The organism is Neotamlana nanhaiensis (assembly GCF_000943555.1).
In the GTDB taxonomy this organism is placed as follows: domain Bacteria; phylum Bacteroidota; class Bacteroidia; order Flavobacteriales; family Flavobacteriaceae; genus Neotamlana; species Neotamlana nanhaiensis.
Genome location: NZ_JTDV01000002.1, coordinates 161,784 through 185,196 on the forward strand (window position 1 = coordinate 161,784; position 23,413 = coordinate 185,196).

The 23,413-nt window shown below is 34.8% G+C and carries 22 protein-coding genes; 12 read left to right on the forward strand and 10 right to left on the reverse strand.

Annotation, left to right across the window (positions count from 1 at the left end):
• Positions 1-2: 2 nt before the first annotated feature.
• The 6 genes from nirD to PK35_RS03910 all read left to right on the forward strand — a co-directional run bounded on the left by nirD (position 3) and on the right by PK35_RS03910 (position 8,799).
• A complete protein-coding gene (gene nirD / locus PK35_RS03885; RefSeq protein WP_044625380.1) occupies positions 3-380 on the forward strand; it encodes a nitrite reductase small subunit NirD in 378 nt (125 codons plus the stop codon).
• Between the two features lie 12 nt (positions 381-392).
• A complete protein-coding gene (locus tag PK35_RS03890; RefSeq protein WP_044625381.1) occupies positions 393-977 on the forward strand; it encodes a DUF4202 domain-containing protein in 585 nt (194 codons plus the stop codon).
• Between the two features lie 12 nt (positions 978-989).
• Positions 990-2,846: a sensor histidine kinase gene (locus PK35_RS03895; protein WP_044625382.1), complete on the forward strand. Its 1,857-nt coding sequence runs from the start codon at positions 990-992 to the stop codon at positions 2,844-2,846.
• A 13-nt stretch (positions 2,847-2,859) separates the two neighbouring features.
• Positions 2,860-3,528 (forward strand): response regulator transcription factor, encoded by a 669-nt coding sequence (locus PK35_RS03900; protein WP_202903810.1) that lies wholly within the window; start codon positions 2,860-2,862, stop codon positions 3,526-3,528.
• A gap of 316 nt (positions 3,529-3,844) precedes the next feature.
• Positions 3,845-7,366 (forward strand): nitrate reductase, encoded by a 3,522-nt coding sequence (locus tag PK35_RS03905; protein ID WP_044625384.1) that lies wholly within the window; start codon positions 3,845-3,847, stop codon positions 7,364-7,366.
• Complete coding sequence (locus PK35_RS03910) at positions 7,363-8,799, forward strand: rubredoxin (RefSeq protein ID WP_044625385.1); 1,437 nt, start codon at positions 7,363-7,365, stop codon at positions 8,797-8,799. Before PK35_RS03905 ends, PK35_RS03910 begins: the two co-directional genes overlap by 4 nt.
• 120 nt (positions 8,800-8,919) lie before the next feature.
• Here PK35_RS03910 and moaA read toward each other — a convergent pair whose 3' ends face one another.
• The 10 genes from moaA to PK35_RS03960 form a co-directional block, all read right to left on the reverse strand.
• Complete coding sequence (gene moaA, locus PK35_RS03915; RefSeq protein ID WP_044625386.1) at positions 8,920-9,918, reverse strand: GTP 3',8-cyclase MoaA; 999 nt, start codon at positions 9,916-9,918, stop codon at positions 8,920-8,922.
• Positions 9,919-9,961: 43 nt separating this feature from the next.
• A complete protein-coding gene (moaCB, locus tag PK35_RS03920) occupies positions 9,962-10,873 on the reverse strand; it encodes a bifunctional molybdenum cofactor biosynthesis protein MoaC/MoaB (RefSeq protein ID WP_044625387.1) in 912 nt (303 codons plus the stop codon).
• A 144-nt stretch (positions 10,874-11,017) separates the two neighbouring features.
• Positions 11,018-11,461 carry a molybdenum cofactor biosynthesis protein MoaE gene (locus PK35_RS03925; RefSeq protein ID WP_044625388.1) on the reverse strand — a complete coding sequence of 148 codons (444 nt, stop codon included), beginning with the start codon at positions 11,459-11,461 and terminating at the stop codon, positions 11,018-11,020.
• Positions 11,462-11,472: 11 nt separating this feature from the next.
• Positions 11,473-12,591 carry a HesA/MoeB/ThiF family protein gene (gene moeB, locus PK35_RS03930; RefSeq protein ID WP_082048519.1) on the reverse strand — a complete coding sequence of 373 codons (1,119 nt, stop codon included), beginning with the start codon at positions 12,589-12,591 and terminating at the stop codon, positions 11,473-11,475.
• A 61-nt stretch (positions 12,592-12,652) separates the two neighbouring features.
• Positions 12,653-12,886 (reverse strand): MoaD/ThiS family protein, encoded by a 234-nt coding sequence (locus tag PK35_RS03935; RefSeq protein ID WP_044625389.1) that lies wholly within the window; start codon positions 12,884-12,886, stop codon positions 12,653-12,655.
• Complete coding sequence (mobA, locus tag PK35_RS03940) at positions 12,870-13,454, reverse strand: molybdenum cofactor guanylyltransferase (protein ID WP_044625390.1); 585 nt, start codon at positions 13,452-13,454, stop codon at positions 12,870-12,872. The genes PK35_RS03935 and mobA overlap by 17 nt, the downstream gene beginning before the upstream one ends.
• A gap of 1 nt (position 13,455) precedes the next feature.
• The gene (locus PK35_RS03945) at positions 13,456-14,196 is read right to left on the reverse strand and encodes a sulfite exporter TauE/SafE family protein (protein WP_044625391.1); all 741 of its coding nucleotides are present in this window, start codon (positions 14,194-14,196) and stop codon (positions 13,456-13,458) included.
• Positions 14,197-14,244: 48 nt separating this feature from the next.
• Positions 14,245-14,598, reverse strand: a complete 354-nt coding sequence (locus tag PK35_RS03950; protein ID WP_044625392.1) for a four helix bundle protein — start codon at positions 14,596-14,598, stop codon at positions 14,245-14,247.
• Between the two features lie 65 nt (positions 14,599-14,663).
• Complete coding sequence (locus PK35_RS03955) at positions 14,664-15,002, reverse strand: winged helix-turn-helix domain-containing protein (protein WP_044625393.1); 339 nt, start codon at positions 15,000-15,002, stop codon at positions 14,664-14,666.
• A gap of 2 nt (positions 15,003-15,004) precedes the next feature.
• Positions 15,005-16,183: a molybdopterin molybdotransferase MoeA gene (locus PK35_RS03960; protein ID WP_044625394.1), complete on the reverse strand. Its 1,179-nt coding sequence runs from the start codon at positions 16,181-16,183 to the stop codon at positions 15,005-15,007.
• Positions 16,184-16,437: 254 nt separating this feature from the next.
• On the opposite strand from PK35_RS03960, the gene PK35_RS03965 reads away from it, so the two are divergent.
• The 6 genes from PK35_RS03965 to PK35_RS03990 all read left to right on the forward strand — a co-directional run bounded on the left by PK35_RS03965 (position 16,438) and on the right by PK35_RS03990 (position 23,247).
• Positions 16,438-17,160 carry a Crp/Fnr family transcriptional regulator gene (locus PK35_RS03965; protein WP_044625663.1) on the forward strand — a complete coding sequence of 241 codons (723 nt, stop codon included), beginning with the start codon at positions 16,438-16,440 and terminating at the stop codon, positions 17,158-17,160.
• 256 nt (positions 17,161-17,416) lie between these two features.
• A complete protein-coding gene (locus PK35_RS03970) occupies positions 17,417-18,814 on the forward strand; it encodes a CmpA/NrtA family ABC transporter substrate-binding protein (RefSeq protein WP_044625395.1) in 1,398 nt (465 codons plus the stop codon).
• A gap of 105 nt (positions 18,815-18,919) precedes the next feature.
• Positions 18,920-20,026 carry an ABC transporter permease gene (locus PK35_RS03975; protein ID WP_044625396.1) on the forward strand — a complete coding sequence of 369 codons (1,107 nt, stop codon included), beginning with the start codon at positions 18,920-18,922 and terminating at the stop codon, positions 20,024-20,026.
• Positions 20,027-20,223: 197 nt separating this feature from the next.
• Entirely contained in the window at positions 20,224-21,072 is an 849-nt protein-coding gene (locus PK35_RS03980) for an ABC transporter ATP-binding protein (protein ID WP_044625397.1), read from the forward strand.
• A 9-nt stretch (positions 21,073-21,081) separates the two neighbouring features.
• Positions 21,082-21,909 carry an ABC transporter ATP-binding protein gene (locus PK35_RS03985; RefSeq protein WP_044625398.1) on the forward strand — a complete coding sequence of 276 codons (828 nt, stop codon included), beginning with the start codon at positions 21,082-21,084 and terminating at the stop codon, positions 21,907-21,909.
• A gap of 48 nt (positions 21,910-21,957) precedes the next feature.
• The gene (locus PK35_RS03990; protein ID WP_044625399.1) at positions 21,958-23,247 is read left to right on the forward strand and encodes an alginate export family protein; all 1,290 of its coding nucleotides are present in this window, start codon (positions 21,958-21,960) and stop codon (positions 23,245-23,247) included.
• Positions 23,248-23,413 lie beyond the last annotated feature (166 nt).

Below are 23,413 nucleotides of genomic sequence, written 5' to 3' on the forward strand. Positions count from 1 at the left end.
ATATGGAAGAAGTTTTAGAAAAATACACGGCAACCAAAATAGAAGATGTTAAGGTTTGGTTTAAAGCAGCATCAATTAGCGATTTTCCTGCCGACGGTGGCGCTTGTGTAAAGTATAAAAATAAGCAAATTGCGGTTTTTAATTTTGCTCGATTAAATAAATGGTATGCCTGCCAAAATGTTTGTCCGCATAAAATGGAAATGGTATTGTCGCGCGGTATGATTGGAGACGATAAAGGCACACCAAAAGTAGCTTGCCCGTTACATAAAAAAACATTCTCGTTGGAAAATGGTGAAAATTTAAATGGCGATTTAGAAGCTATTGCAACTTATCCTGTAAAAATTGAAGAAGAAAATGTGTATATTGGCTTTGCAGACTAATATTTAAAACACATGAAGCCTACAAGATTTGAAACCGCAATTGCTTTAATTGATAATAAAAACGCCGAAGATATAAACGTTTACGAAACCCATGGCATTAAGTTTCCAAAAGAGTTATTGTATTCGCAGCGTATGTCGCAAAAATTATTACAATTTAAACCAAACGCTTCAAGAGCATTACAAATAGCAGCGCGGGCACAACATATTTGCCGTTGGAAAATTGATAGAGACGAGTACCCAATGGATCGTGTAGGTTATTTAAAATGGCGCGAGTCTTTAAAAAAATTACATGCCGATTTAACCGAATCTATTTTAAAAGACGTAGGTTTCAACGACGAGTTTATAAAACGTGTAACCGATTTAATTAAGAAGAAACTCATAAAGAAAAACGAAGAAACACAAATACTCGAAGATGTTATTTGTTTGGTTTTTCTAGATTATTATTTCGATGAGTTTGCCGAAAAGCATTCCGACGAAAAAATTATTGATATTCTTCAAAAAACTTGGGTTAAAATGTCTGATGAAGGTCATGAAGAAGCTTTGAAAATAAAATATTCCGATAAAAGTTTAGCGCTTATAAAACAAGCATTATCATAAAAACAAATAAGTATGAATAATAACAGCAACACCTTGGACCAACGTACCTTTGGTAAGTTAAGTCGGTTGTATGTTATTGCACTTACAGTTATTGCTTTGTCTATTATTGTTAGTCAGTATTTAGTACGAAAGCATCTTAATACACAAGAAAGCGATTCTACAATTATTAACGTTGCGGGTCGCCAACGAATGCTTAGCCAAAAACTCACTAAAGATGTGGTTAAGTTATCTTCCGCTAAAAATTTAGAAGCACAGCTTCAGCTTAAAAATCAAATAAAACAAACCTTGCTACTTTGGGAAACCTCGCATTATGCTTTGCAAAATGGTAGCGATAGTATGGGTTTACCCGGAGATAATAGTAAAGCTATTCAGCAAAAATTCAAAAAATTAAATCCTGTTTTTTTAAGTATAAGCAACGCTTCAAAAAGTATTATTTCTAAAATAGAAAACACGCCGCCTTTACCATTAACCCAATACGAAGCAGCTATTGAAACGGTTACCAACGCCGAAAGTAATTTTTTGGTTTTAATGGATGATATTGTAAACCAATACGATGTCGAGGCGAGTAAAAAAGTAAATTGGTTGCGCCAATTAGAAAGTTTTATTACCATTTTTACCCTGTTAGTGCTATTGCTAGAATTTTTATTTATTTTCTGGCCAACAGCTAAAAATATTCGAGGTACATTATCCGATTTACTTCGTGCCGAACGCAAAGCTAAAAAAATGGCTATTGAGGCGGATGAACTTAGTCTTGCCAAAGAAAAATCGATTAAAGAACTGCGTGCGCTAAATTATGCAATGGACGAAACCTTGCTTTTTGCTCGAATTACTCCCAATGGCTCGCTTGTGCATATGGGAAAAAAATTCTCAAAATTATTTAGAGTATCTCGTTTTAGCGTGTCAAGTTCTTTTGCCGAAATTCTTTCCATCCATGAAAACGAACAAGTAATAATTGAAAATATAATTACTAAGCATAAAAAAATAGGTTGGCAAGGCGAGGTAAAAGCAACAACTAAAGATGAAAAAGATATTTGGTTAGAAATGGCTTTTATTCCTTTTAACCCTTCCGAAGACAAATCAGAATTACTTATAATCGCTTCCGATATTACGTATAGAAAAGAGGCACAACTTGAAATTGAACGATTAACAAAACAAGGTTTTGATGAAAAAATGAATCATCAAAAAATTATTTCAAGTCAAATTATAGAAAATCAAGAAAAAGAGCAAAGTCGTATAGCTAAAGACGTTCACGATGGTATTGGGCAAATGCTTACAGGGTTAAAATATAATTTAGAAAGTATAAATTTAAGTGACACAGAAAAAGCTTCGCAAAAAATTGAATACTTAAAAGAATTAGCTTTAAATATTATAAAAGGTGTACGTACGGCAACTTTTAATTTAACACCTCCAGAATTGTCCGATCATGGTATTGTGCCCGCAATTACAAAATTAACACAAGAACTTACTAAGTTAACCAATAAAAATATTCAGCTTTTTAATAAAAGTAATTTTAATCAGCGATTAGATTCTTTAGTCGAAATTAATATTTATCGTATTGTACAAGAAGCTATTAACAATGCTATTAAGTATGCCGATTCATCGTATATTATTGTGTCGCTGTCGCATAGCGAAAATATACTTAGTATTGTTATTGATGATAATGGTAAAGGTTTTAACCCTAACAAAGTAGATAAAGTAAAAAATGGCGATGGCGGTATGGGAATGACGTTTATGAAAGAACGCATAAAATATATTGACGGACGTCTGTTTTTGTCGTCCGAAGCAGGAAAAGGCACACGTGTAACCTTAAACATACCTTTACCAAAACAAGTAGATTCGGAAAAATTAGTAAATTTACCAACCATTTAAACTAAGTAGAATTATGGATGTTATTAATGTTGTTTTAGCCGACGATCACGTATTAGTACGCGATGGCATAAAGGCGCTCTTAGAAGATCAAGTAGGCATAAATGTAGTAAATGAAGCTTCCGATGGTGCTGAAGCCATTGAAATTATTAATAACGAGCAACCTCATGTTTTAATTGTAGATATACGTATGCCAAATAAAAATGGCATCGAGGTGGTTGGCGAGCTTAAACAAACACATCCTAATGTTAAAGCCTTGGTGTTGTCTATGCACGACTCCGAAGAATACGTAGTTAAATCAATTCAAGCTGGTGCCGATGGTTATATGCTTAAAGGAGCGAGTAAAGACGAATTTTTAAAAGCGCTTAACACCGTGGCTTCAGGAGGTAAATATTTTACAGGTGAAGTATCGGAAATATTGCTTAATAATTTTGTTAATGGTAATGTGACTCCAGAAGTACCAAAGCGAGAAATTTCAAAAGAAGACGATCCGTTTAAACTTACTAAACGCGAAAGGCAAATTTTAGAGCTTGTTTTACAGTTAAAAAACAATAAGGATATTGCCAAAGAGTTAGAAATAAGCAAGCGTACTGCCGAGGTACATCGGTTTAACCTTATGAAAAAACTTGAAGTTAAAAACCTTATGGAACTCACCAATAAGGCTAAAGAATACCAACTTATTTAACTAACTTAGGTTACTCTGGATATCTATCTTAATTTAAAAAAATTGATGCAATCTTTTTATTAATTTTAGACTTATTTTAAAATATTACAGACTTAATATTTAGCGATTTATGTTTTTTTAAAGCATAAATCGCTTCTTTTTTTAGCATATTCTTAAAAAGTAAATTTCCTAATTATCAAAATCGTATAAATCATATAATACGTAGATTTTATTATTAAAATTAAGTATTTATACTTATTTTTGTTTAAACTCAAGCTTAATATGTATTTGGTTAAATTTAAGTTATAAAAGTTTAAATTAGTTCAAAACCTTCGTTATGTTAAAAAAAGAAATTAAAACAACATGTTCGTATTGCGGTGTAGGCTGCGGAATTGTTATTAAAAAAGATAATAACGACAAGGTTTTTGTTGAAGGAGATAAAGATCACCCTGTAAACAAAGGGATGCTATGTAGTAAAGGTATGAATCTGCATTATGTAGCCAACGATACTTCCGATAGAATTTTATATCCAGAAATGCGCTGGAGCAGATCGCACCCAAGAGAGCGTGTTACTTGGGATGATGCCCTCGATAGAGCTGCAAGCGTATTTAAAACCATGATTAAAAAATACGGTCCAGATAGTGTAGCATTTTATGTATCTGGACAAAGTTTAACCGAAGAATATTACATCGCTAATAAATTAACCAAAGGCTTTTTAGGAACCAATAACATCGATACTAACTCGCGTTTATGCATGAGTTCGGCAGTGGTTGGTTATAAAAAAACATTTGGTGAAGACAGCGTACCTATTTCGTACGAAGACATAGAATTGGCAGACTGTTTTTTAATTACAGGTGCAAATCCTGCATGGTGTCATCCTATATTATTCAGACGCATTGAAAAGCATAAAGAGGAAAATCCTAATGTAAAAATTATAGTTGTAGACCCTAGAAAAACCGATTCTGCAAACTTTGCCGATTTTCATTTACAACTTATCCCTGGAACAGATATTATTCTGTATAATGCCATTGCACGTTGTATTTACGAACGCGGATTAATAGATGAGCATTTTATAAATAACTATACCGATGGTTTTACTGCCTATAAAGAGCTTATTTTTAAAACATCGGTAAAGCAAGCCGCAAAACAGTGTGGTGTACCAGAAAAATTAATTCGTAAAGCTGCCGATATTATTGGGCTTTCAAAAGGTTTTATTAGCATGTGGGCCATGGGCTTAAACCAAAGCGTTATTGGTACCGATAAAAATGTATCCCTTTTAAACCTCTCGCTTATTACAGGAAATGTTGGTAAACCCGGTGCAGGTCCTTTTTCGTTAACAGGACAACCTAACGCTATGGGCGGACGCGAAGTTGGCGGTATGGCAAATTTACTAGCGGTTCATAAAGATTTAGCAAATGCCGAACACAGACGCGAAGTAGCGCAATTTTGGGGTGTTGAAGAGATTTCGCCTAAACCTGGATTAACCGCTACCCAAATGTTTGATGCTTTAGAATCGGGTAAATTAAAAGCCATTTGGATTGCCTGTACAAACCCGTCGGTAAGCCTACCTAATTCACATAAAATTGAAAAAGCCATGACAAACGCTAAGTTTGTGGTGGTACAAGATATATCGCATAAATCCGATACTACCGAGTATGCCGATTTATTACTTCCCGCCGCAGGTTGGTTGGAAAAAGAAGGAACCATGACAAACTCTGAGCGTCGTATTTCGTATTTACCAAAAGAAATTCAGGCGCCAGGTGAGGCTCGACCAGATGTTGAAATTTTCTGCGACTTTGCGCAGCGCATGGGCTTTAGAGGATTTAATTATAACAGTACCGAAGAAATTTACGACGAGTATTGTAGCATGACCAAAGGCACTAATATTGATGTGTCGTTTCTTAATTACGACCGTTTAAAAACCGAAGGTACATTTCAATGGCCTGTGCCAGAATACAGGCATGCTGGAACACCGCGTTTGTTTGAAGATAAAGTATTTTATACTCCATCAAAAAAGGCCATTTTTAACGTGCCTTCTTCTATTGAAAATACCGCCGTAAAACCAAACGACGATTTTCCTTTAGTTTTAACCACAGGGCGTGTGCGAGACCAATGGCATACCATGACCAAAACTGGTAAGGTAGCTCGATTAAAAACGCATTACCCAAAACCTGTTTTAGAAATTAATCCGGTTGATGCTTATCTCAACAATATAAAAGATGGCGATATAACGCAAATTACTAGCGAAAATGGTGAAGTTCGCGTACGTGCTAAAGTCACTAAAAATATTGCCAAAGGCGTTGTATTTTTACCTATGCATTGGGGCAAACAGTTGCAAAATACCTTAAACAGAGCAAATAATTTAACACATACGGTTTTAGATCCAACATCGAAAGAGCCCGATTTTAAATACACCCGTGTTAAAGTTGCCAAATACAAAAAACAAAAAGATAAAATTATAATTGTTGGTGCTGGAGCAGCAGCTTTTAGGTTTGTTCAAAATTATCGCGAATTAAATGAAGCAGACGAATTACATGTGTTCTCAAAAGAGCCAAATTTATTCTATAATCGAGTATTACTTCCCGAGTATGTTACCGATGAGTTAAGTTGGGAACAATTACTTAAAATTAAGAAATTCGAACTTTCAAAACTCGACATTAACGTGCATCCAGAAACGTTTATTGTCGAAATAAATCAGAAAGAAAAATATGTAATCGATAACAAACACGAGAAACATAGTTTCGATAAACTTATTTTAGCTACAGGAAGTCGTGCCTTTGTGCCTCGCGATGTTCAAATAGATTTGCCTGGGCGATTTACCATGCGTAATAAAAAAGATGCTGACGATTTTAAGGCTTATTTAGATGCCACAGGATTACCTCCAGAAGAGCAACATGTTGTAATTGTTGGTGGCGGTTTACTTGGTTTGGAGCTCGCTGCAGCAATGAAGCATAAAAATGCGAAAATAACCATTATTCAACGTGCTTCCCGATTAATGGAGCGTCAATTAGATAGTATTTCCAGTAAATTATTGTCGCTCGATGTGCAGGAACGTGGTATTCAAATTTATTTTGACAATGAAGTAAGCACGGTTTTCGATGATGAAGATACGGGCGAATTAAACATCACCTTAAAAAGTGGTAAGTTTTTAACAGCAAATGCCATTGTTTATGCAATCGGGACGATTCCAAATGTTGAAATGGCTAGAGAAAATGGTATTTTATGCGGAAGAGGCGTTAAAGTAAATGAGCATTTACAATCGTCAAACCCCGATATTTTTGCCATTGGTGAAATTGCTGAATATAACAACCAATTATTCGGAATTACCTCGGCTGCCGAAGAGCAAGCCAATATTTTAGCCAATTATATTGCGGGCGATTTAGGCTCGTCTTACCATGGTTCGGTTCTTATGAATATTTTAAAATTCAACGATCTAAACTTGTGTAGTATTGGAGATATTAAAGTACCCGAAAACGATGAAAGCTATGAAGAAATTATTTTCACCGATATAAAAAAGCGTTATTATAAAAAATGTATTGTAAAAAATGATTTGCTTATTGGTGCGGTTTTAATGGGCGACAAAAATGAATTTGCCGAATTTAAATCGATGATTGAAAGTAAAATAGAAATGGCCGAAAAGCGTGATAGCTTATTGCGAAGCGCCTCAAATACCGAACCTGTAAAAGGCGAATTGGTGTGCTCTTGCAGTCAAGTTGGCGTAGGTAATATAGAAGAAGCTATTCGTGGCGGATGTGCCGATTTTACCGAGTTATGCAATTCTACAGGAGCTGGTTTAGGCTGTGGTAGTTGTAAAACCGAAGTACGAGAAATTCTAAATAACTCAAAAGTATTAGCATGATGACAGAGCCATATAGACTGCGAATTAACGGCGGTGTTTTATCGCCAGGGGAATTAAAATATATTTGTGAAGCTGCCGAATATTTAGGGTTAGATGCCATTTCGTTTGGCTCGCGACAAGATATTATTTTCCCCGAAGAAATCGATGAGAGTAAGTTTAGCGAATTCAATAAAATCACCTTTGTAAAACCAAAGCGCGATGGTGTAGAAAACTTATCATCATCATACGTATCGGCCGATATTTTACCAAGCACCTCATGGCTTACCAGCGATAGATATTTATACATTATTGAGCAGTTTAAGCACCATTTAAAATTGCGTGTAAACGTTACCGATCCTAAGCAGCGTTTGGTGCCATTATTTACAGGAAATGTAAATTTTGTAGCCTCAGAACATGAAGATTATTGGTATTTGTTTGTTCGATTACCAGGCTGGAAAAAAACACAAATGTATCCCGCTTTAATTTATAGTTGGGATATGGATAAAATTGAAATGGCAATTGAAAACGTGCTTCAGGAAGATCCTGAAAATGTTGAAACCATTTTTCAATTAGTTAGCGATGCTGTTGACACTAATAATAGAACCGTAGATAAACCGCTTGAAGTACCATTTTACCCGTTTCCGTATTACGAAGGCATGAACCGCATTGGCGATAAGTATTGGTTAGGTTTATACTGGCGAAACAACCGTTACGATATTAAATTTTTAAAAGCACTTTGCGAAATTTGTGCCGAAAATAAAGTTGGTAAAATATCTATTACACCTTGGAAAAGCTTTATTGTAAAAGGAATTCCTGCCGAATCGAAATTAGATTGGGAAAAATTATTAGGACGTTTTGGTATAAACGTGCGCCATTCTATGTTGGAGATGAATTGGCATATTCCTGTAAATGATAAGGATGCGCTAAATCTTAAAAAATACTTAGTTACCAATTTCGATCAAAACGATATAAGTACATACGGGTTAACTTTTGGAATTACCAGTTTCGATAGTTCAACTTATAATTTTACATCTATTGTAATTGAAAAAAATAAAGCGCCAGAATCTGTTGGCGACTTTATAATTCGAGATACTTATAATTTGCTGTATGCAAAGAATTTCGATCCCAACACACGTGAATACATTGTTCATGTTCAAGATGTTGATATGGTGGAATTACCAGGATTACTAATGGAATTAAGTAAGTTGTATTTTGAAGAATTAGGAAATGAAAAATACGACACTGAAGCAGAACATATTATTACTGAAGCTACCGAAGAAAAAGTTTATCAATGTAACGAATGTTTAACGGTTTACAATGACGAATACGGCGATATTACTCAAGATATTCCGCCAAAAACACCATTCGATAATTTACCAGAAACGTATCAATGTTCGTTATGCGAAGCACCTAAAAGTAGTTTTGAAAAAAAAGTATTAGTAAATAAAATTTAATTTTTTGGTTTGAAAGGATGCATATTGTCAGTTTAAGCGGTTAATTGGTTAGTTAAAACCTTAAGAAGGATTGAGGATTTCTCGATAAAAATGTTTTCAGTTAGCTTAAGCTGGCATGTGCTATCCACCAATAGTTATCATGCTTCGGTTTTTACCATGTAAATCAGGCGTTTTTAATTTTTTGAGCGTATCCATGCCACCACGAATTTTAAATTTAGCTGCTACCGCTTTTTTAATTACTGGTTCTATGGATTTACCTTCTCGTAACGTGGTTAATAAATCTGATTCTTCCGAAGAAAATAAACAATTTTTCAATTGCCCATTAGCGGTTAATCGTAGTCTGTTACAGGAATCGCAAAACGGATTGGTAACCGAACTTATTATAGCAAAACTTCCTTTGTAACCTTCAATTTTATAGTTTTTAGAGGTGTCGTTTGGAGCATCAGTTAATCGAATAATATCTTTTTTATCAAAGGCTTCTTCTGCAAATTGCATCACTTCTGCATACGATATCATTTTACTCATATCCCATTTATTGCCATCAAAAGGCATGAACTCAATAAAGCGAACCGAAATGGGTAAGTCTTTTGTGAATTTTATAAAATCTACAATTTCATCTTCGTTAAACCCTTTCATTAATACGGCGTTTAGTTTAACGTTAAAACCTTCGTTTATAAGTTGTAAAATGTTGTTATAGACTTTGTCGAAATTATTACGTCGCGTGATATGCGTGAATTTGTCTTTGCTAAGCGAATCGAGACTCACATTAATATTTTTAACGCCGTATTTCTTTAAATCATCAATAAAACGATCGATAATTACTGCGTTTGATGTGATAGACAATTCTACAGGTAGCGACGCTAGTTTTTCTAAAATGGTGCTAAAATCTTTACGAACAAGAGGTTCTCCACCGGTTAACCTAATTTTTGTTACACCATGGTTTACAAAGGTTTTTGCGATGTTGTACACTTCTTCGTAGGTCATTAAATGACTTTTAGGAGACAAAGGCACACCAGCTTCGGGCATGCAATACGTACAGCGTAAATTGCAGCGTTCGGTTAACGAAATGCGCAAGTAGCTGTGTTGTCGGTTAAATTTGTCTGTTAATATGTTTGTCATTTTATATTAAGTATTTTGTTTTCCAGACCAAAACCTAACAGGCTTAATCATGTCGCGCACCTCTTAAAACGCCAAATACATGTTGCACCGACGGAAAAATGGCATCCATAGATTCTTTGGCGCCATTTGTAGAACCGGGAAGTGCTAAAACCAAGGTGCTTCCAATAGTTCCTGCAACACTGCGCGATAGCATAGAATACGGCATACGTTGTTGTCCGTAATTTCTAATAGCCTCTTCAATACCGGGTATGCGTCGGTCTAAAATTGGCATTAATGCTTCGGGTGTTACATCGCGTTTTGAAAGCCCGGTACCACCAGTGAAAATTACCAAATCAATCCCCATACTTTCATAGCTTTTGGCTTTATTTTGAATGCTTTCAAGCTCATCAGGAATAATCACGTATTCCGAAATACTAACCTCACAAGCTTTTAACTTTTCAATAATGGCTTTTCCGGCTTTATCTTCTTTATGTCCTGCCGAAATAGTATCGCTACAAACCACTACTGCAGCGGTTAAATCGGTTTTAAATTTGTTTTTGTAATCCGATTTGCCGCCTTTTTTGCTTAGCAGTTTTATCGCGTGAATTTCAATGCCTTTGTCAATTGGTTTTAGCATATCGTACATGTTTAAAGCCACAACGCTTGCGCCATGCATCGCTTCAACTTCTACGCCAGTTTTGTAAATGGTTTTTACCGTAAAAATCACACGGATATCTAAACCGTCTATTTTGTATTCAACGCCAGTAAATTCAATGGGTAACGGGTGGCAATCGGGTAAAATATCAGGTGTTCGTTTTACACCTAAAAGTCCCGCCGCTTTACTCATGGCAAACACATTACCTTTCGGAACGGTATCGTTTTTTATAGCGTCGATGGTTTCAGGCTTGCTTACTTTTACAGTCGCTTGTGCAACCGCCGTTCGTAATGTTGTTTTTTTATGTGTGATGTCTACCATTATAGTATTTTCTATTGTATTTTTATTAATTATTTTTTCAAGATTCCTTTTAAATATTACCTTTATTTTCTGAAATTGATTGTCTTTTTATGTGATTTTGAACAAAAATTTTGATTTGGTTTATAGCGTGTTCTTTTAGATTAATCAATTATTTACTTTCCATTGATGCGATTCGTCTTCAAAAATTTCTTTGCCAAATACAGGAACATTAGCTTTAATTTCTTCAACTACATATTCTAAGGCTTCAAAAACGACTTTTCGATGTGGCGCCGAAACGAATACAAACAGACAAATTTCACCTGCTTTAACAGTGCCTAAACTGTGGTAAATATGCATGCAAGTCAGGTCGAATTTTTCGAAAGTGGCCTCTCGAATATCATGAAATTTTTGGTTTGCCATGTCTTCGTATGCGGTATATTCTATCGCTGAAACTGTTTTGCCATCAACATCATCGGCACGTACTTGACCTAAGAAAATATTGTGTGCTCCAATGCTGGTTTTGCTTTGGTGTTTGTAAATGCTGTTGCCTATAAATTCATGCGAAATGGCACCTTCTCTAAATACATTTTTGGGTTTTTTGTCTTTCATAGATTTATTTTTTAGTCATTGCGAGGAACGTGGCAATCTTTTTTACCTTCTTCGTAATGACGCATGTTTGCATAATTCTTTATCTCCTGAGCACCTTCTTCAATACTAAAGCAATTGGTAATTCCAGATTCATTTAATAGTTTAACAGCTCTTTTGCTGCGTGTTCCTGATTGGCAAAACAAGTAGTTTTCTGAGTGATTTTTAAATTGATCAAGATGATTTTGAATTTCGCTAAGCGGAAGTGAAACCACATTAAATTCATCTACTTTTGGTTGCTCATGGGCTTCGCGCACATCAATAATTTGAATGTTTTTTTTGTTGATAATGCTTTTGAAGGAAACCGTGTTAACCACTTCGCAATTAAGTTTTATTGATTGTGAAGTGAATGCAGCCGATTTTTCTAAAACTGAATTTACAATCGCTTCATTTTTATTGATTTTTAATGTCGATGATTGATTGGTTAGCGTGTTGAAACAGAATAATTTTCCAGATAACACTTCGCCAATTCCCGTGATTATTTTTATGACTTCGTTGGCTTGTATGCTGCCAATAATTCCGGGTAAAACACCTAAAACACCAATTTCTGAACAGTTAGGAACGGCATCTTTTTGTGGCGGATTAGGAAATAAACAGCGGTATGTTGGTCCGTTTTGATAATTAAATACCGAAACCTGACCTTCAAATTTGTAAATAGCTCCAAAAACTAGCGGTTTGTTGGTAATTATGCAGGCATCGTTAACAAGGTAGCGGGTTTCAAAATTGTCCGATCCATCTACAATAATATCGTATTGCTCAAATAATTGCAATGCATTTTGATAGGTAAGTGCTTCAGGATAACTTTTTATTTCAATGTCATTATTTAAATCTTGCAAGGGTTGTTTTGCAGCCAGCGCTTTGTTTTTACCTAATGATGAATCTCCAAACAGAACCTGTCGTTGCAGGTTTGAAAGTTCTACAACATCAAAATCGATAATACCCAACGTGCCTACGCCAGCGGCAGCAAGGTATTGTAAGATGGGACACCCCAATCCGCCAGCACCAATAACCAAAACTTTGGCTTTAGAAAGCTTGTTTTGGCCTATTTGTCTAATCTCTGGTAGAATGATATGTCTGTTGTATCTATTTGTCATTTGTTGCTCTTTTTCTAGACCTGTTAGGTTTTTAAAACCTGACAGGTCTGATCTCGTATTTTTATCCTCCAGAAAATGGTGGTAATAAAGCTATTTCAGCACCCGATAGTTCGGTATCTACCGAAACAATTTCTTGGTTCTGTGCTATTTGAAAATCTTTTTGTTTTAAACCTTTATGTTTATTTAATAACAGATTTAAAAGGCTTGATATTTGACCTTTTTCTATGGTTATTAATTCTTCGGTGGTGTTTGTTGTTTCAACAAGTTGACCAAAATATTTAATAGTTATTTCCATTTGCAATAGCTTTAAAATCGTTTGGTGTGTTAACGTTTATAGTTGTGTTTTCTTCAGCTTTATTTAAAATTACAGATTTTGTTTTTAGAGATTTTAACACGTTTTGCAATCGGCGTTCATTGTTGTTAAGTGCTGTTTTAAACATCTCTAAAGTTTCTGTTTTATACATAGCAATTAAAGGCATGGTTTTGCCGTTGCTTTCTATTTGAATAACATCGCTCGTGGCGTCAACAGCATCAATCAATTGTTGTAACACAGCCGTATTGATAAACGGAATATCACAACTTAACACCAAATTATACTTAGTTTTCGATACATTTAAACCTGAATAAATACCTGCTACGGGACCAGCATTTTTTATTTCGTCTTCTATTCTTTTACAATGAAAAGCATCATAATCAGGATTATCAGAAATAATTAAAATTTCAGAAACCAATGGTTTTAAAGCATTAATACTATGGGTTGTGAAATGTTTATTGTTCAGTTTTAAAAAACCTTTGTCTGTTCCCATTCTTGAGCTTTTTCCGCCCGTTAAAACAATGCCTGTTATGTTACTTTCATCAATCATTTTAAGTAAACATTAGTTTTGCACAAGCAATTACGAGCACAAAAGCTAAAATGTATCGTAATTTTTGATTGTTTAGTTTTTTACTTCCTAAAAATCCGCCAAAGACCCCGCCAATTAAAGCGACTGCAACCAAAACGAACGATCCTGTTTCAATAGTTACACCGCTACTTATTTGTCCGATTAAACCCGATGCAGAATTCACCCATATAAATAAGGCCGAAACTGCCGCAGCCTCCTTCATTTTGCCCCAATGCAACAATAAAATTATGGGTGTGAGTATAATGCCGCCGCCAATACCAATAAGACCCGAAAAGAAGCCAATAACGCCACCAACGACAAGTCCTTGCCACAGTTTTACGGGTTTAATTTCGTCTTTTTCTTTTCCGAAAACATTCAGCATTTTTAAAATGGCAAAAATCAGTAGAATGGCTAAGGTCTTTTTGTAAATAGAAGCATCAATTTCAATAGTTCCGCCTAAAAAAGCACAGGGAATAGAGCTTATTGCAAACGATAAAAACAGCTTTTTATTGAAATGTCCTGCTCTAAAATAATAGTAAAAGGAAATGCCTGCCACAAATAAATTTAGTAACAAAGCGGTTGGTTTCATGGTGTTTGGGGCAAATGAAAATAATGCCATTAAAGCCAGATAACCACTTGCGCCGCCATGACCTACACTGGCATATAAAAATGAAATGACAGGTAGAATGGCTAAGAATAAATATATGTTTTCGGTTTGTAGCATAATAAAAGTGCCTAAAGTGCGCTTAAGTATTTAAAGGTTAAAGTGGTTTTAAAGTTTGTTTGCAATGGATGTAAATAGAGCTAATAGTTCTTTTGCTTCTTTAATAATTGTGTTCAATTGTTTAGATTCAACCCAATTCAAGTCGTTAATTATTTCTAACCAATATTCAGTTTCACTTGCTTCACTTTCGCTTATTTTAATTTTGTTTTTAAAATCTTTTTTACTCCTAGAGCGATTGGCTTCGCGATAATTTGCACCAATGCTTGTTCCAGATTTTGTTATTTGATTTCTAATTACTTTGCCTTCAATTGTATTTGGTAATGTTGCGGATAGTTTAATTACCGAAATCCCAAAAAGTCGGGTTCTTACTTCAAGTTGTTTTGCAAATTCTTTGTTGTTCATTTTTTAAGGTTTACTCAGTTTAACTTTAAACTTTAGACACTTCTAACTTTAGGCACTTCTATGACCTACAAGCTTTCAATTTTAGTTAATTCTTTATCTAAAAAATCCCAACAATTTTTGTTTATGGTATCAAAGGCTTTAATTAGTGATTTTCCATATTCGGTTAACTGAGCACCACCACCACCTTTGCCGCCAATACTATTTATGGTTACAGGTTTTTTAGCCGATTTGTTAACGGAATCAATTAAATCCCAGGCTTTTTTATAGGATATTTTTTCTTGTTTTGCAGCTTTCGATAAAGATCCCGTTTGGTCTATAGCTTTTAATAAATGCACACGACCTTCGCCAAGTAGCACATGGTTTTCGAACTCTATCCAAATTCTGCTTTTAATTTTATAACTCATAATTAAACGGGTAATAGCATGGTTTCAACGGTGTCACCAATCTTAATTTCGCTCACTTCTTGTGGTACAAAAACCAATGCGTTAGCCAGAGCAAAAGTGTGTTGCATTGCCGAACTTTGACCTTCTAAAATAGTGACGTTATCATTATTATAAATCGCTTTTAAAAATTGAGGACGATCGCCTTTTTTTACAAAAGCAGTTTCAGATTTTGCTGAAACTGTTGGTAAATCAACCCTTTCGTTATTCATCATGATTTGAAGCGCTGTGTAAACATATTTGTAGAAACAGGTCAAAGCTGCTGCTGGATTTCCAGGTAGCGCAAATATGTTAGTGTGGTTTTTAGTGCCGAAAAACAACGGTTTTCCTGGTTTTTGCATCACTTTATAAAAATGTTGGGTAATATTTAATTTAGTAAGTGCATCGCCAACAAAATCATAATCACCAACCGATATACCACCGGTAATTAATACTAGATCGTGGTTTGTAATGGCTTCTCGTAATGTGTTGTAGGTGTTATCAAAATCGTCGTTTACTTTTAAAATGGTAACATCGTAAAATTTCAAACTGTACAGTGCGCTCAGGAGCATTTTAGAGTTGCTCTCATAAATACAACCATATTCAAGAGGTTCACCCGGATTTACTAATTCGTTTCCAGTTGTAATAATGGCGATATTTGGTTTTTTAAAAACATCAATGGTAGTAACACCTAAAGAGCTAAGGTAGCCAATAGCAGCGGGTGTAATTTTTGTGTTTTTCTCAAGCGCCAAGGCTCCTGATTTTACTTGCTCGCCAATGGGGCGAATGTTTTCATGTTCAAATACCGAGGTTGTTACAGTAATCTCATTAGCTTTAGCGGCTACTTTTTCTTGCATGACAACTGCATTTGCAGTTTCTGGAACTGGAGCGCCAGTAAAAATACGAATAGCTTCACCTGCTTCTAAAACAGGTTGCTTATTATCGCCTGCTTTCACTTCGCCAATTAATTTGTAAGTATTTTGATTGTGCATGTTTAGCGCATAACCATCCATAGCCGATTGCCTAAAAGGTGGCATGTTTATATTTGAGTAAACATCGCTAAATAATTTATAACCATTAGCTTTTTCAACAGGTTTTGTTGCTTTTCGTAGCATAGGTTTACAGTGCTTTTTAACAAGATTAATGGCTTGATTAACTGAAATCATAGTGTTCGCTATATATAAACAAATATAACGATATTACTTTTAGATTCCGCGAAGTACTTAGATTTTTATAATAAATACTTAATTAACAAGCAATAAATATGATATTGATAAAATGAAAGCTCAATATTTGCATGATTTGTAAAAATACGTATAAATCACAAAAACTAAGTATTTTTACGTATATTTGAAGTATAACCCAATTAACATTTTCTTTTTTGATTACAGACACTTTAATAATGCCTAAAACAACTTCTATGAATAGAAAACAAGCATCTTTTGATGTGGGTTGTGCTGCGTGTCAAAATTATAATTGCTTGATAAAAAGAAACTTAGGAGCGGGTTTAGATACGCATTTTGAAAAGAAAAATAACTTACGATGTAAAAAAGGACAGCAATTTATTATTGAAGGCGCACCAGTTAATGGCCTCTTCTTTGTGCTTAAAGGAAAAGTAAAGGTGTTTAGAACCGGTATTAACGGAAAAGAACAAATTGTGCGTTTTGCAAAAGAAGGCGAAATTATTGGGCATCGCGGATTTGGTACCGAAGAGTTTTATTCTATTGGAGCTATTGCTCTAGAGGATAGCATTTTGTGTTATTACTCTAAATCGGTGTTACAAGACGCCTTACTATCTAACTCCAAATTAGCTTACGATTTTATGATGTTTTACGCCGATGAGCTCAATAGAAGTGAATCGAAAGTAAAATCAATTTCGCAAATGACGGTAAGAGAGCGCGTTATTGACACCTTATTATATATACATCGAAAATTTGGACTAAATAAACAATACCTAAATGTGGTATTGAGTAGAAAAGAGTATGCAGATCATGCTGGAACAACCGAAGAGCAAGTAATTCGTGTATTTTCTGCCTTAAAAAAGGAAAAGCTTATTTCTACAAACGGAAAAAAGATTATCATAAATAATATTGAGCATTTAAAAAGCGAATTAAGCGAGCATCATTTTTATTTAGATAGTTAAAATCACTTTTATCAACTTCAACCCTAAAAAAGTCATATGTAAATTACGTATGACTTTTTTATTTTATACGTATTTAATTCAAGTTGTAAACGTACTATTTACAAGGGGTAACAAATAAATATGATTTTTAGCAGGTTTATAAATGCTAAAAAAGTTGTTTTTACATGTTTGATATCATTGGCGAGATTAGATTCTACGTATATATTTGTCAAAAAATAAGTATTCATACTTAGTTAACTATAAAAACTGAATTAAAATGAAATCACAATTAACTAAATTAACAAGTCTTGTAGCACTTTCGGTAGTGTTATTTGCTTGTGGCGGAAAAAGCTCGAAAAAAGAAGAGAAAGTTGTTGCTGAAGTTGTATCTACTTCAAAAACAAAACAACTAGAGATAGAAAAACCACAATTAACTTTTGGTTTTATCAAATTAACCGATATGGCACCTTTAGCTATTGCAAAAGAAAAAGGTTTTTTTGAAGATGAAGGATTATTTGTTTCTGTTGAAGCACAAAGTAACTGGAAAAATGTACTAGATCGTGTTATCGATGGACAATTAGATGGTTCACACATGTTAGCAGGACAACCTATTGCTGCAGGTGCTGGTTTTGGTCGTCAAGCCGATTTAGTTACGCCATTTTCTATGGATTTAAATGGTAATGGTATAACAGTATCTAACGATGTTTGGAGCAAAATGAAGCAAAATGTTCCTACTGGAGAAGATGGCAAGCCTATTCACCCAATAAAAGCCGAGGCATTAAAGCCTGTAATTACCGAATATAAAAATGCTGGTAAAGCATTTAAAATGGGAATGGTATTTCCAGTATCTACACATAACTACGAAATTCGTTATTGGTTAGCTGCAGCAGGTATTCACCCAGGTATGTATACTGCAGAAAACGTACAAGGACAAATTGATGCTGAAGTTTTACTTTCTGTTACACCTCCACCACAAATGCCAGCAACTTTAGAGGCAGGTACTATTTATGGTTACTGTGTAGGTGAACCATGGAATCAGCAAGCTGTATTTAAAGGTATTGGTGTTCCTGTAACAACCAACTATGATATTTGGAAAAACAACCCTGAAAAAGTATTTGTAATGACAAAGAAATTTGTTGAGGAAAATCCAAATACAGCAGTTGCGGTTACTAAAGCTTTAATTCGTGCTGGTAAATGGTTAGACGAACCAGGAAACAGAGCTGAAGCTGTAAAAATATTATCAATGTCGCAATACGTTGGTGCAGACGAAGCGGTATTAGCAAACTCTATGACAGGTACTTTCGAGTTCGAAAAAGGCGACAAGCGCGAGATGCCAGACTTTAATGTATTCTACAAATACAACGCAACATATCCATTCTACTCAGATGGTATCTGGTTCTTAACTCAAATGAGACGTTGGGGACAAATTCCAGACGCTAAACCAGCAGATTGGTATGCAGAAACTATAAAAGATATTTACAGACCAGATATCTGGAAAAAAGCAGCAACGCTTTTAGTTGAAGAAGGTCAAATTCCTGCAAGCGATATACCAACTACCGATGGTTATAAACCTGCAACTACCGATTTTATAGATGGAAAAGTTTATGATGCTAAAGACCCAATAGCCTATATAAACAGCTTCTCTATTGGAAATAAAGATAAAGCAGTACAATAATAATTATTAAGTGTTTTAAATAAAAAGTGAAGGGGAATTTTACTCCCAAAAAGTTTCTCTTCATTTTTTCTACAATCCATTAAAAACCAATAAAATTTACACATCATGAGCCAAAGTTTAACATTAAATAAAATATCCAAATTCATGGGATTAGGATTTATATCGACACTAAAGGATCTGTTTACTGGAAAGCTAGAAAAACAGGACTATGCAAAGTTTTTAAGAAAATTTATCGTGCCAATTGTATCTATATTTTTATTTATTGGTATTTGGCATATGGGCGCAAAAGCCTTATATAATATTGAAGCCGAATTTAAAATTGAAAAAGCTTTAAACGAACAAGGTCAAGCGGCTGCTGATGCTTTAAAAGCATGTATTGCCTCCGGCGATATTAGTTGCCAGCCAAACACCTTACCATCGCCAGCACAGGTTTGGGATTCGTACAAATCGTTATTAAACGACCACCGAATTATTAGTGCAGATAAAGCAGCTTTTAAAGAAAAAACGGCGGCATTAAACGAAAAGCGTATAGCCGATGGTAAAGACCCTATTGTTTACACGGGAAGACCATCGTTTGTCGATCAAATTTTTAGAAGTTTAAAAACGGTATTCGCAGGGTTCTTTTTAGCCTTTTTAATTGCAGTGCCACTAGGAATATTTATTGGTTTAAGTCCAACTTTAAAGAGTGCATTTAACTGGTTTATTCAAATTTTCAAGCCAGTATCTCCTGTAGTTTGGTACTTATTGGTTTTTATGATTGTAAAAACCTTATTAATCGATTCTAGTGAAGATAGCTCGTTTACCATTTCGTTTATAAGTGTTGGTTTATGTTCTATGTGGGCTACATTAGTAAATACTGCAATGGGCGTATCTACGGTAGATAAGGATTATATAAATGTTGCTAAAGTTTTAAAACTTGGGCCATTTCAAAAAGTATTTAAAGTGGTTTTACCATCGTCGTTACCACTAATCTTTACAGGTTTAAAAATTACATTATCTGTAGCGTGGATGGTTTTAATTGCTATTGAATTATTAGCCCAAAGTCCTGGTTTAGGATTATTTGTTTGGGAAGAGTTCCAAAACGGTGCTAACGACTCTAACGCTAAAATTATAGTAGCCATGTTTGTTATTGGTATTATAGGTTTCTTGTTAGATAGATTGATGCTGTTTATACAAAACACGGTATCGTTTGATAAAACCGATGCGATTTAAATCAAGTTTTATTCAAGACCGTTAGTAAGCTTAATTATTAAAAAGCTTAATGTGAGTTGAAAACTGTGTTAGGGATAGAGACGGTATCCTTTTTTATGTCAGTTCGAGTGTGATGCGATAGCGAACGTATCGAGAACAAATAAAAAAGATTTAGCCGAAAGCCCGACCTGATAGGGAACACCCAAAAAACAAATAAAATGGCATACTTAGAATTAAATAATATAAACAAAACCTACGGTACAGGTGATAATACTTCGGAGGTGTTATCGAATATTAACCTAAAGATTGAAGAAGGTGAGTTTGTAGCAATTGTAGGTTTTACCGGAAGTGGTAAAACAACGCTAGTAAACTTAATAAATGGGTTAATTACGCCTACATCGGGCGAGGTACTTTTTAAAGGACAAAAAGTTGAAGGAACGAGCCATGACCGCGGAGTTATTTTTCAAAATTACTCGTTGTTACCTTGGTTAACTGTAGGGCAAAATGTGTACGTAGCGGTAAAGGAAGCGTTCCCAAAAAAGAGTAAAAAGGAGTTGCAAGAATTGGTTGCCGAATATATTGAAATGGTAAACCTTACACCAGCAATAAACAAGCGTCCAAAGGAATTATCGGGTGGTATGCGCCAGCGTGTATCGGTAGCGAGAGCTTTAGCTATGGATCCTGAAATGATTATTATGGATGAGCCACTTGGTGCACTTGATGCTTTAACAAGAGGGAATCTGCAAGACGAAATTTTAAATATTTGGAGCAGAAATAAGCGTACAGCACTTTTAATTACTAACGATGTAGATGAAGGTATTTATATGGCAGATCGTATAATTCCGCTTCGTCCAGGACCAAAAGCAACTTTAGGACCAGAATTTAAAATTGATATTGAAAGACCTCGCGATAAAACCGAGCTTAACGATAATACCAATTTTAAAGAAACCCGAAATGCTATTATTGAGTATTTAATGGATATAGGGAATGAAAGAAAATCGGAAGAACGCGAAGCTTTCGTGTTGCCAGATTTAGCGCCAAAAGATTTTGTTAACCAATTTAAATAAGTAAGTATCATGAGTGTAATAACAGCAAATACAGCAACAAGTTCTGATATAAATGCCTCATTTCCTTCTCACGAAGTGATGCTTGATTTAAAAGATTTAAAAAAAGTATACCCAACACCAAAAGGCGATTATGTGGTACTTGAGCATTTAAATCTTCAAATTAAAAAAGAAGAATTTGTTACTATAATTGGGCATTCGGGTTGTGGTAAAACAACCATGCTTTCTATGATTGGAGGTTTAAACGAAATTTCTGGAGGACATATTTCGGTTTTAGGAAAAAATATAAAAGGTCCAGGACCCGATCGTGGTGTTATTTTTCAAGCACCAAGTTTAATGCCATGGATGACGGCCTTACAAAATGTACTTTTAGGTGTAAACCAAGTGTTTCCGCATGCTACCAAAGCACAACGTAACGATATTGCAAAATATTATTTACAAAAAGTAGGGTTAGAAGAAGCTTTTAACAAACGCGCAAGCGAGCTATCGCAAGGTATGCAACAGCGTGTTGGAATTGCTCGTGCATTTGCCATAAAACCAAAAGTATTGCTTTTAGATGAGCCTTTCGGGATGTTAGATTCGTTAACCAGAGGCGAACTACAGGATATTTTAATTGAAATCTGGAACAAAGAAAAAATTACAGCCGTAATGATTACGCACGATGTAGATGAAGCTATCTTTTTAGCCGACAGAGTAGTAATGATGACCAGCGGACCTCGTGCAAAAATTGGCGATGTTTTAAATATAGATTTTGAACGCCCAAGAACACGTAAAGCCGTTTTAGAACATGATGATTACTATAAATATCGCAAACACTTAATTGATTTCTTAGAACACTAATACGAACAATAAAAACTAACACTAACACAAACAAAATAATTAAGAAGAATGAGAAAGCAAGTAATAATTTTAGGATTACTATTTTTAGGATGTTTACAAATAGTACAAGCTCAATTTACTTTAGATGGTGAGTTTAGACCACGTACAGAATACCGCCATGGTTTTGGTAGCTTAATTAACGATGAAGCAGAACCTGGTTACGGAATTTCAACAAGAATTCGTTTAAATACGGGATATAAAACCGATGCTTATAAGGTTTTTATAAGTTTGCAGGATGTTATGGTTTGGGGTGAAAACCGTCAAATTTTACCATACGATCAAAATAACTCATTTGGAGTATTTCAAGCTTGGGCAGAATTACAATTAGGAGGCGGATGGTCTACTAAATTAGGGCGCCAAGTATTATCTTACGACGACCAACGTATTCTTGGTGGGTTAGATTGGGCACAACAAGGGCGTAACCACGATGCGGCATTAGTTAAATATGCTAAAGACGGTTTTAAAGTAGATTTTGCCTTTGCATTTAACCAAGATTATAGCAATCCAACAGGATTTGTATCTGCAGGAAACGAATATAATACTACTGGTTTTTTCTCCTATAAAACCATGCAAATGGTGCATTTAAATAAAGCTTGGGAAAAGTTTTCTGGTAGCTTATTAATAATGAATAATGGTTTTCAAAATGATGGCGCTGGGTTAAATGATGTTGCTAATTTACAGACTTTAGGAGCTCATTTAAAATTTACTCCAGGTGATTTTTCAGTAGCAGCAAATGCTTATTTACAAATAGGTGAAGCTATTTATAGTCCTCCAACAGGACCAGTTTATAAAGATGTAAAAGGAGCTTATCTTTTAGGTTTAGATTTAGGGTATAAGTTGTCGCCAAAAGTAACTTTAGGAGCTGGTGTTGAGGTAATAAGTGGTAATGATGAAAGTGATGCAGCTAATACTGGAGCATTCTTCCCATTATACGGTACAAACCACAAATTTAACGGGTTTATGGATTATTTCTACGTAGGTAATCACGCTAATTCTGTTGGTTTGGTTGATATTCATGCTAGTGCGAATTTTAAACTAGGAAAAACATCTAGCTTATTAGTTAAAGTATTAAACTTTAGCGGTGAGCAAGAAATTACCGAAGGCGAAAAAGCTTTAGGAACCGAGTTAGATATAGTATTTAAAAAGGCGTTTAAAGGTTTTGCTTTAGTAGCAGGTTATTCGCAAATGTTTGCTGCCGATGGTATGTACGCATTAAAAGGAATGCCAGAAGATGTTGCGGCTAGCGGACAAAACTGGGCTTGGGCAATGCTTGTGCTTAAACCAAAGTTTTTAAACTAAAAAAAAATAAGAATTTGGATAGGTGAAGAAGAAGAAGGTGTAGATTTTATTTGGGTTGAAAGGAGGCTGTCTAAAAAGTATGAAATCTGTCATTCTGAATTTATTTCAGAATCTTAAATGATTGATTTCCTAAACACATTAGAATCTGAAACAAGTTCAGATTGAC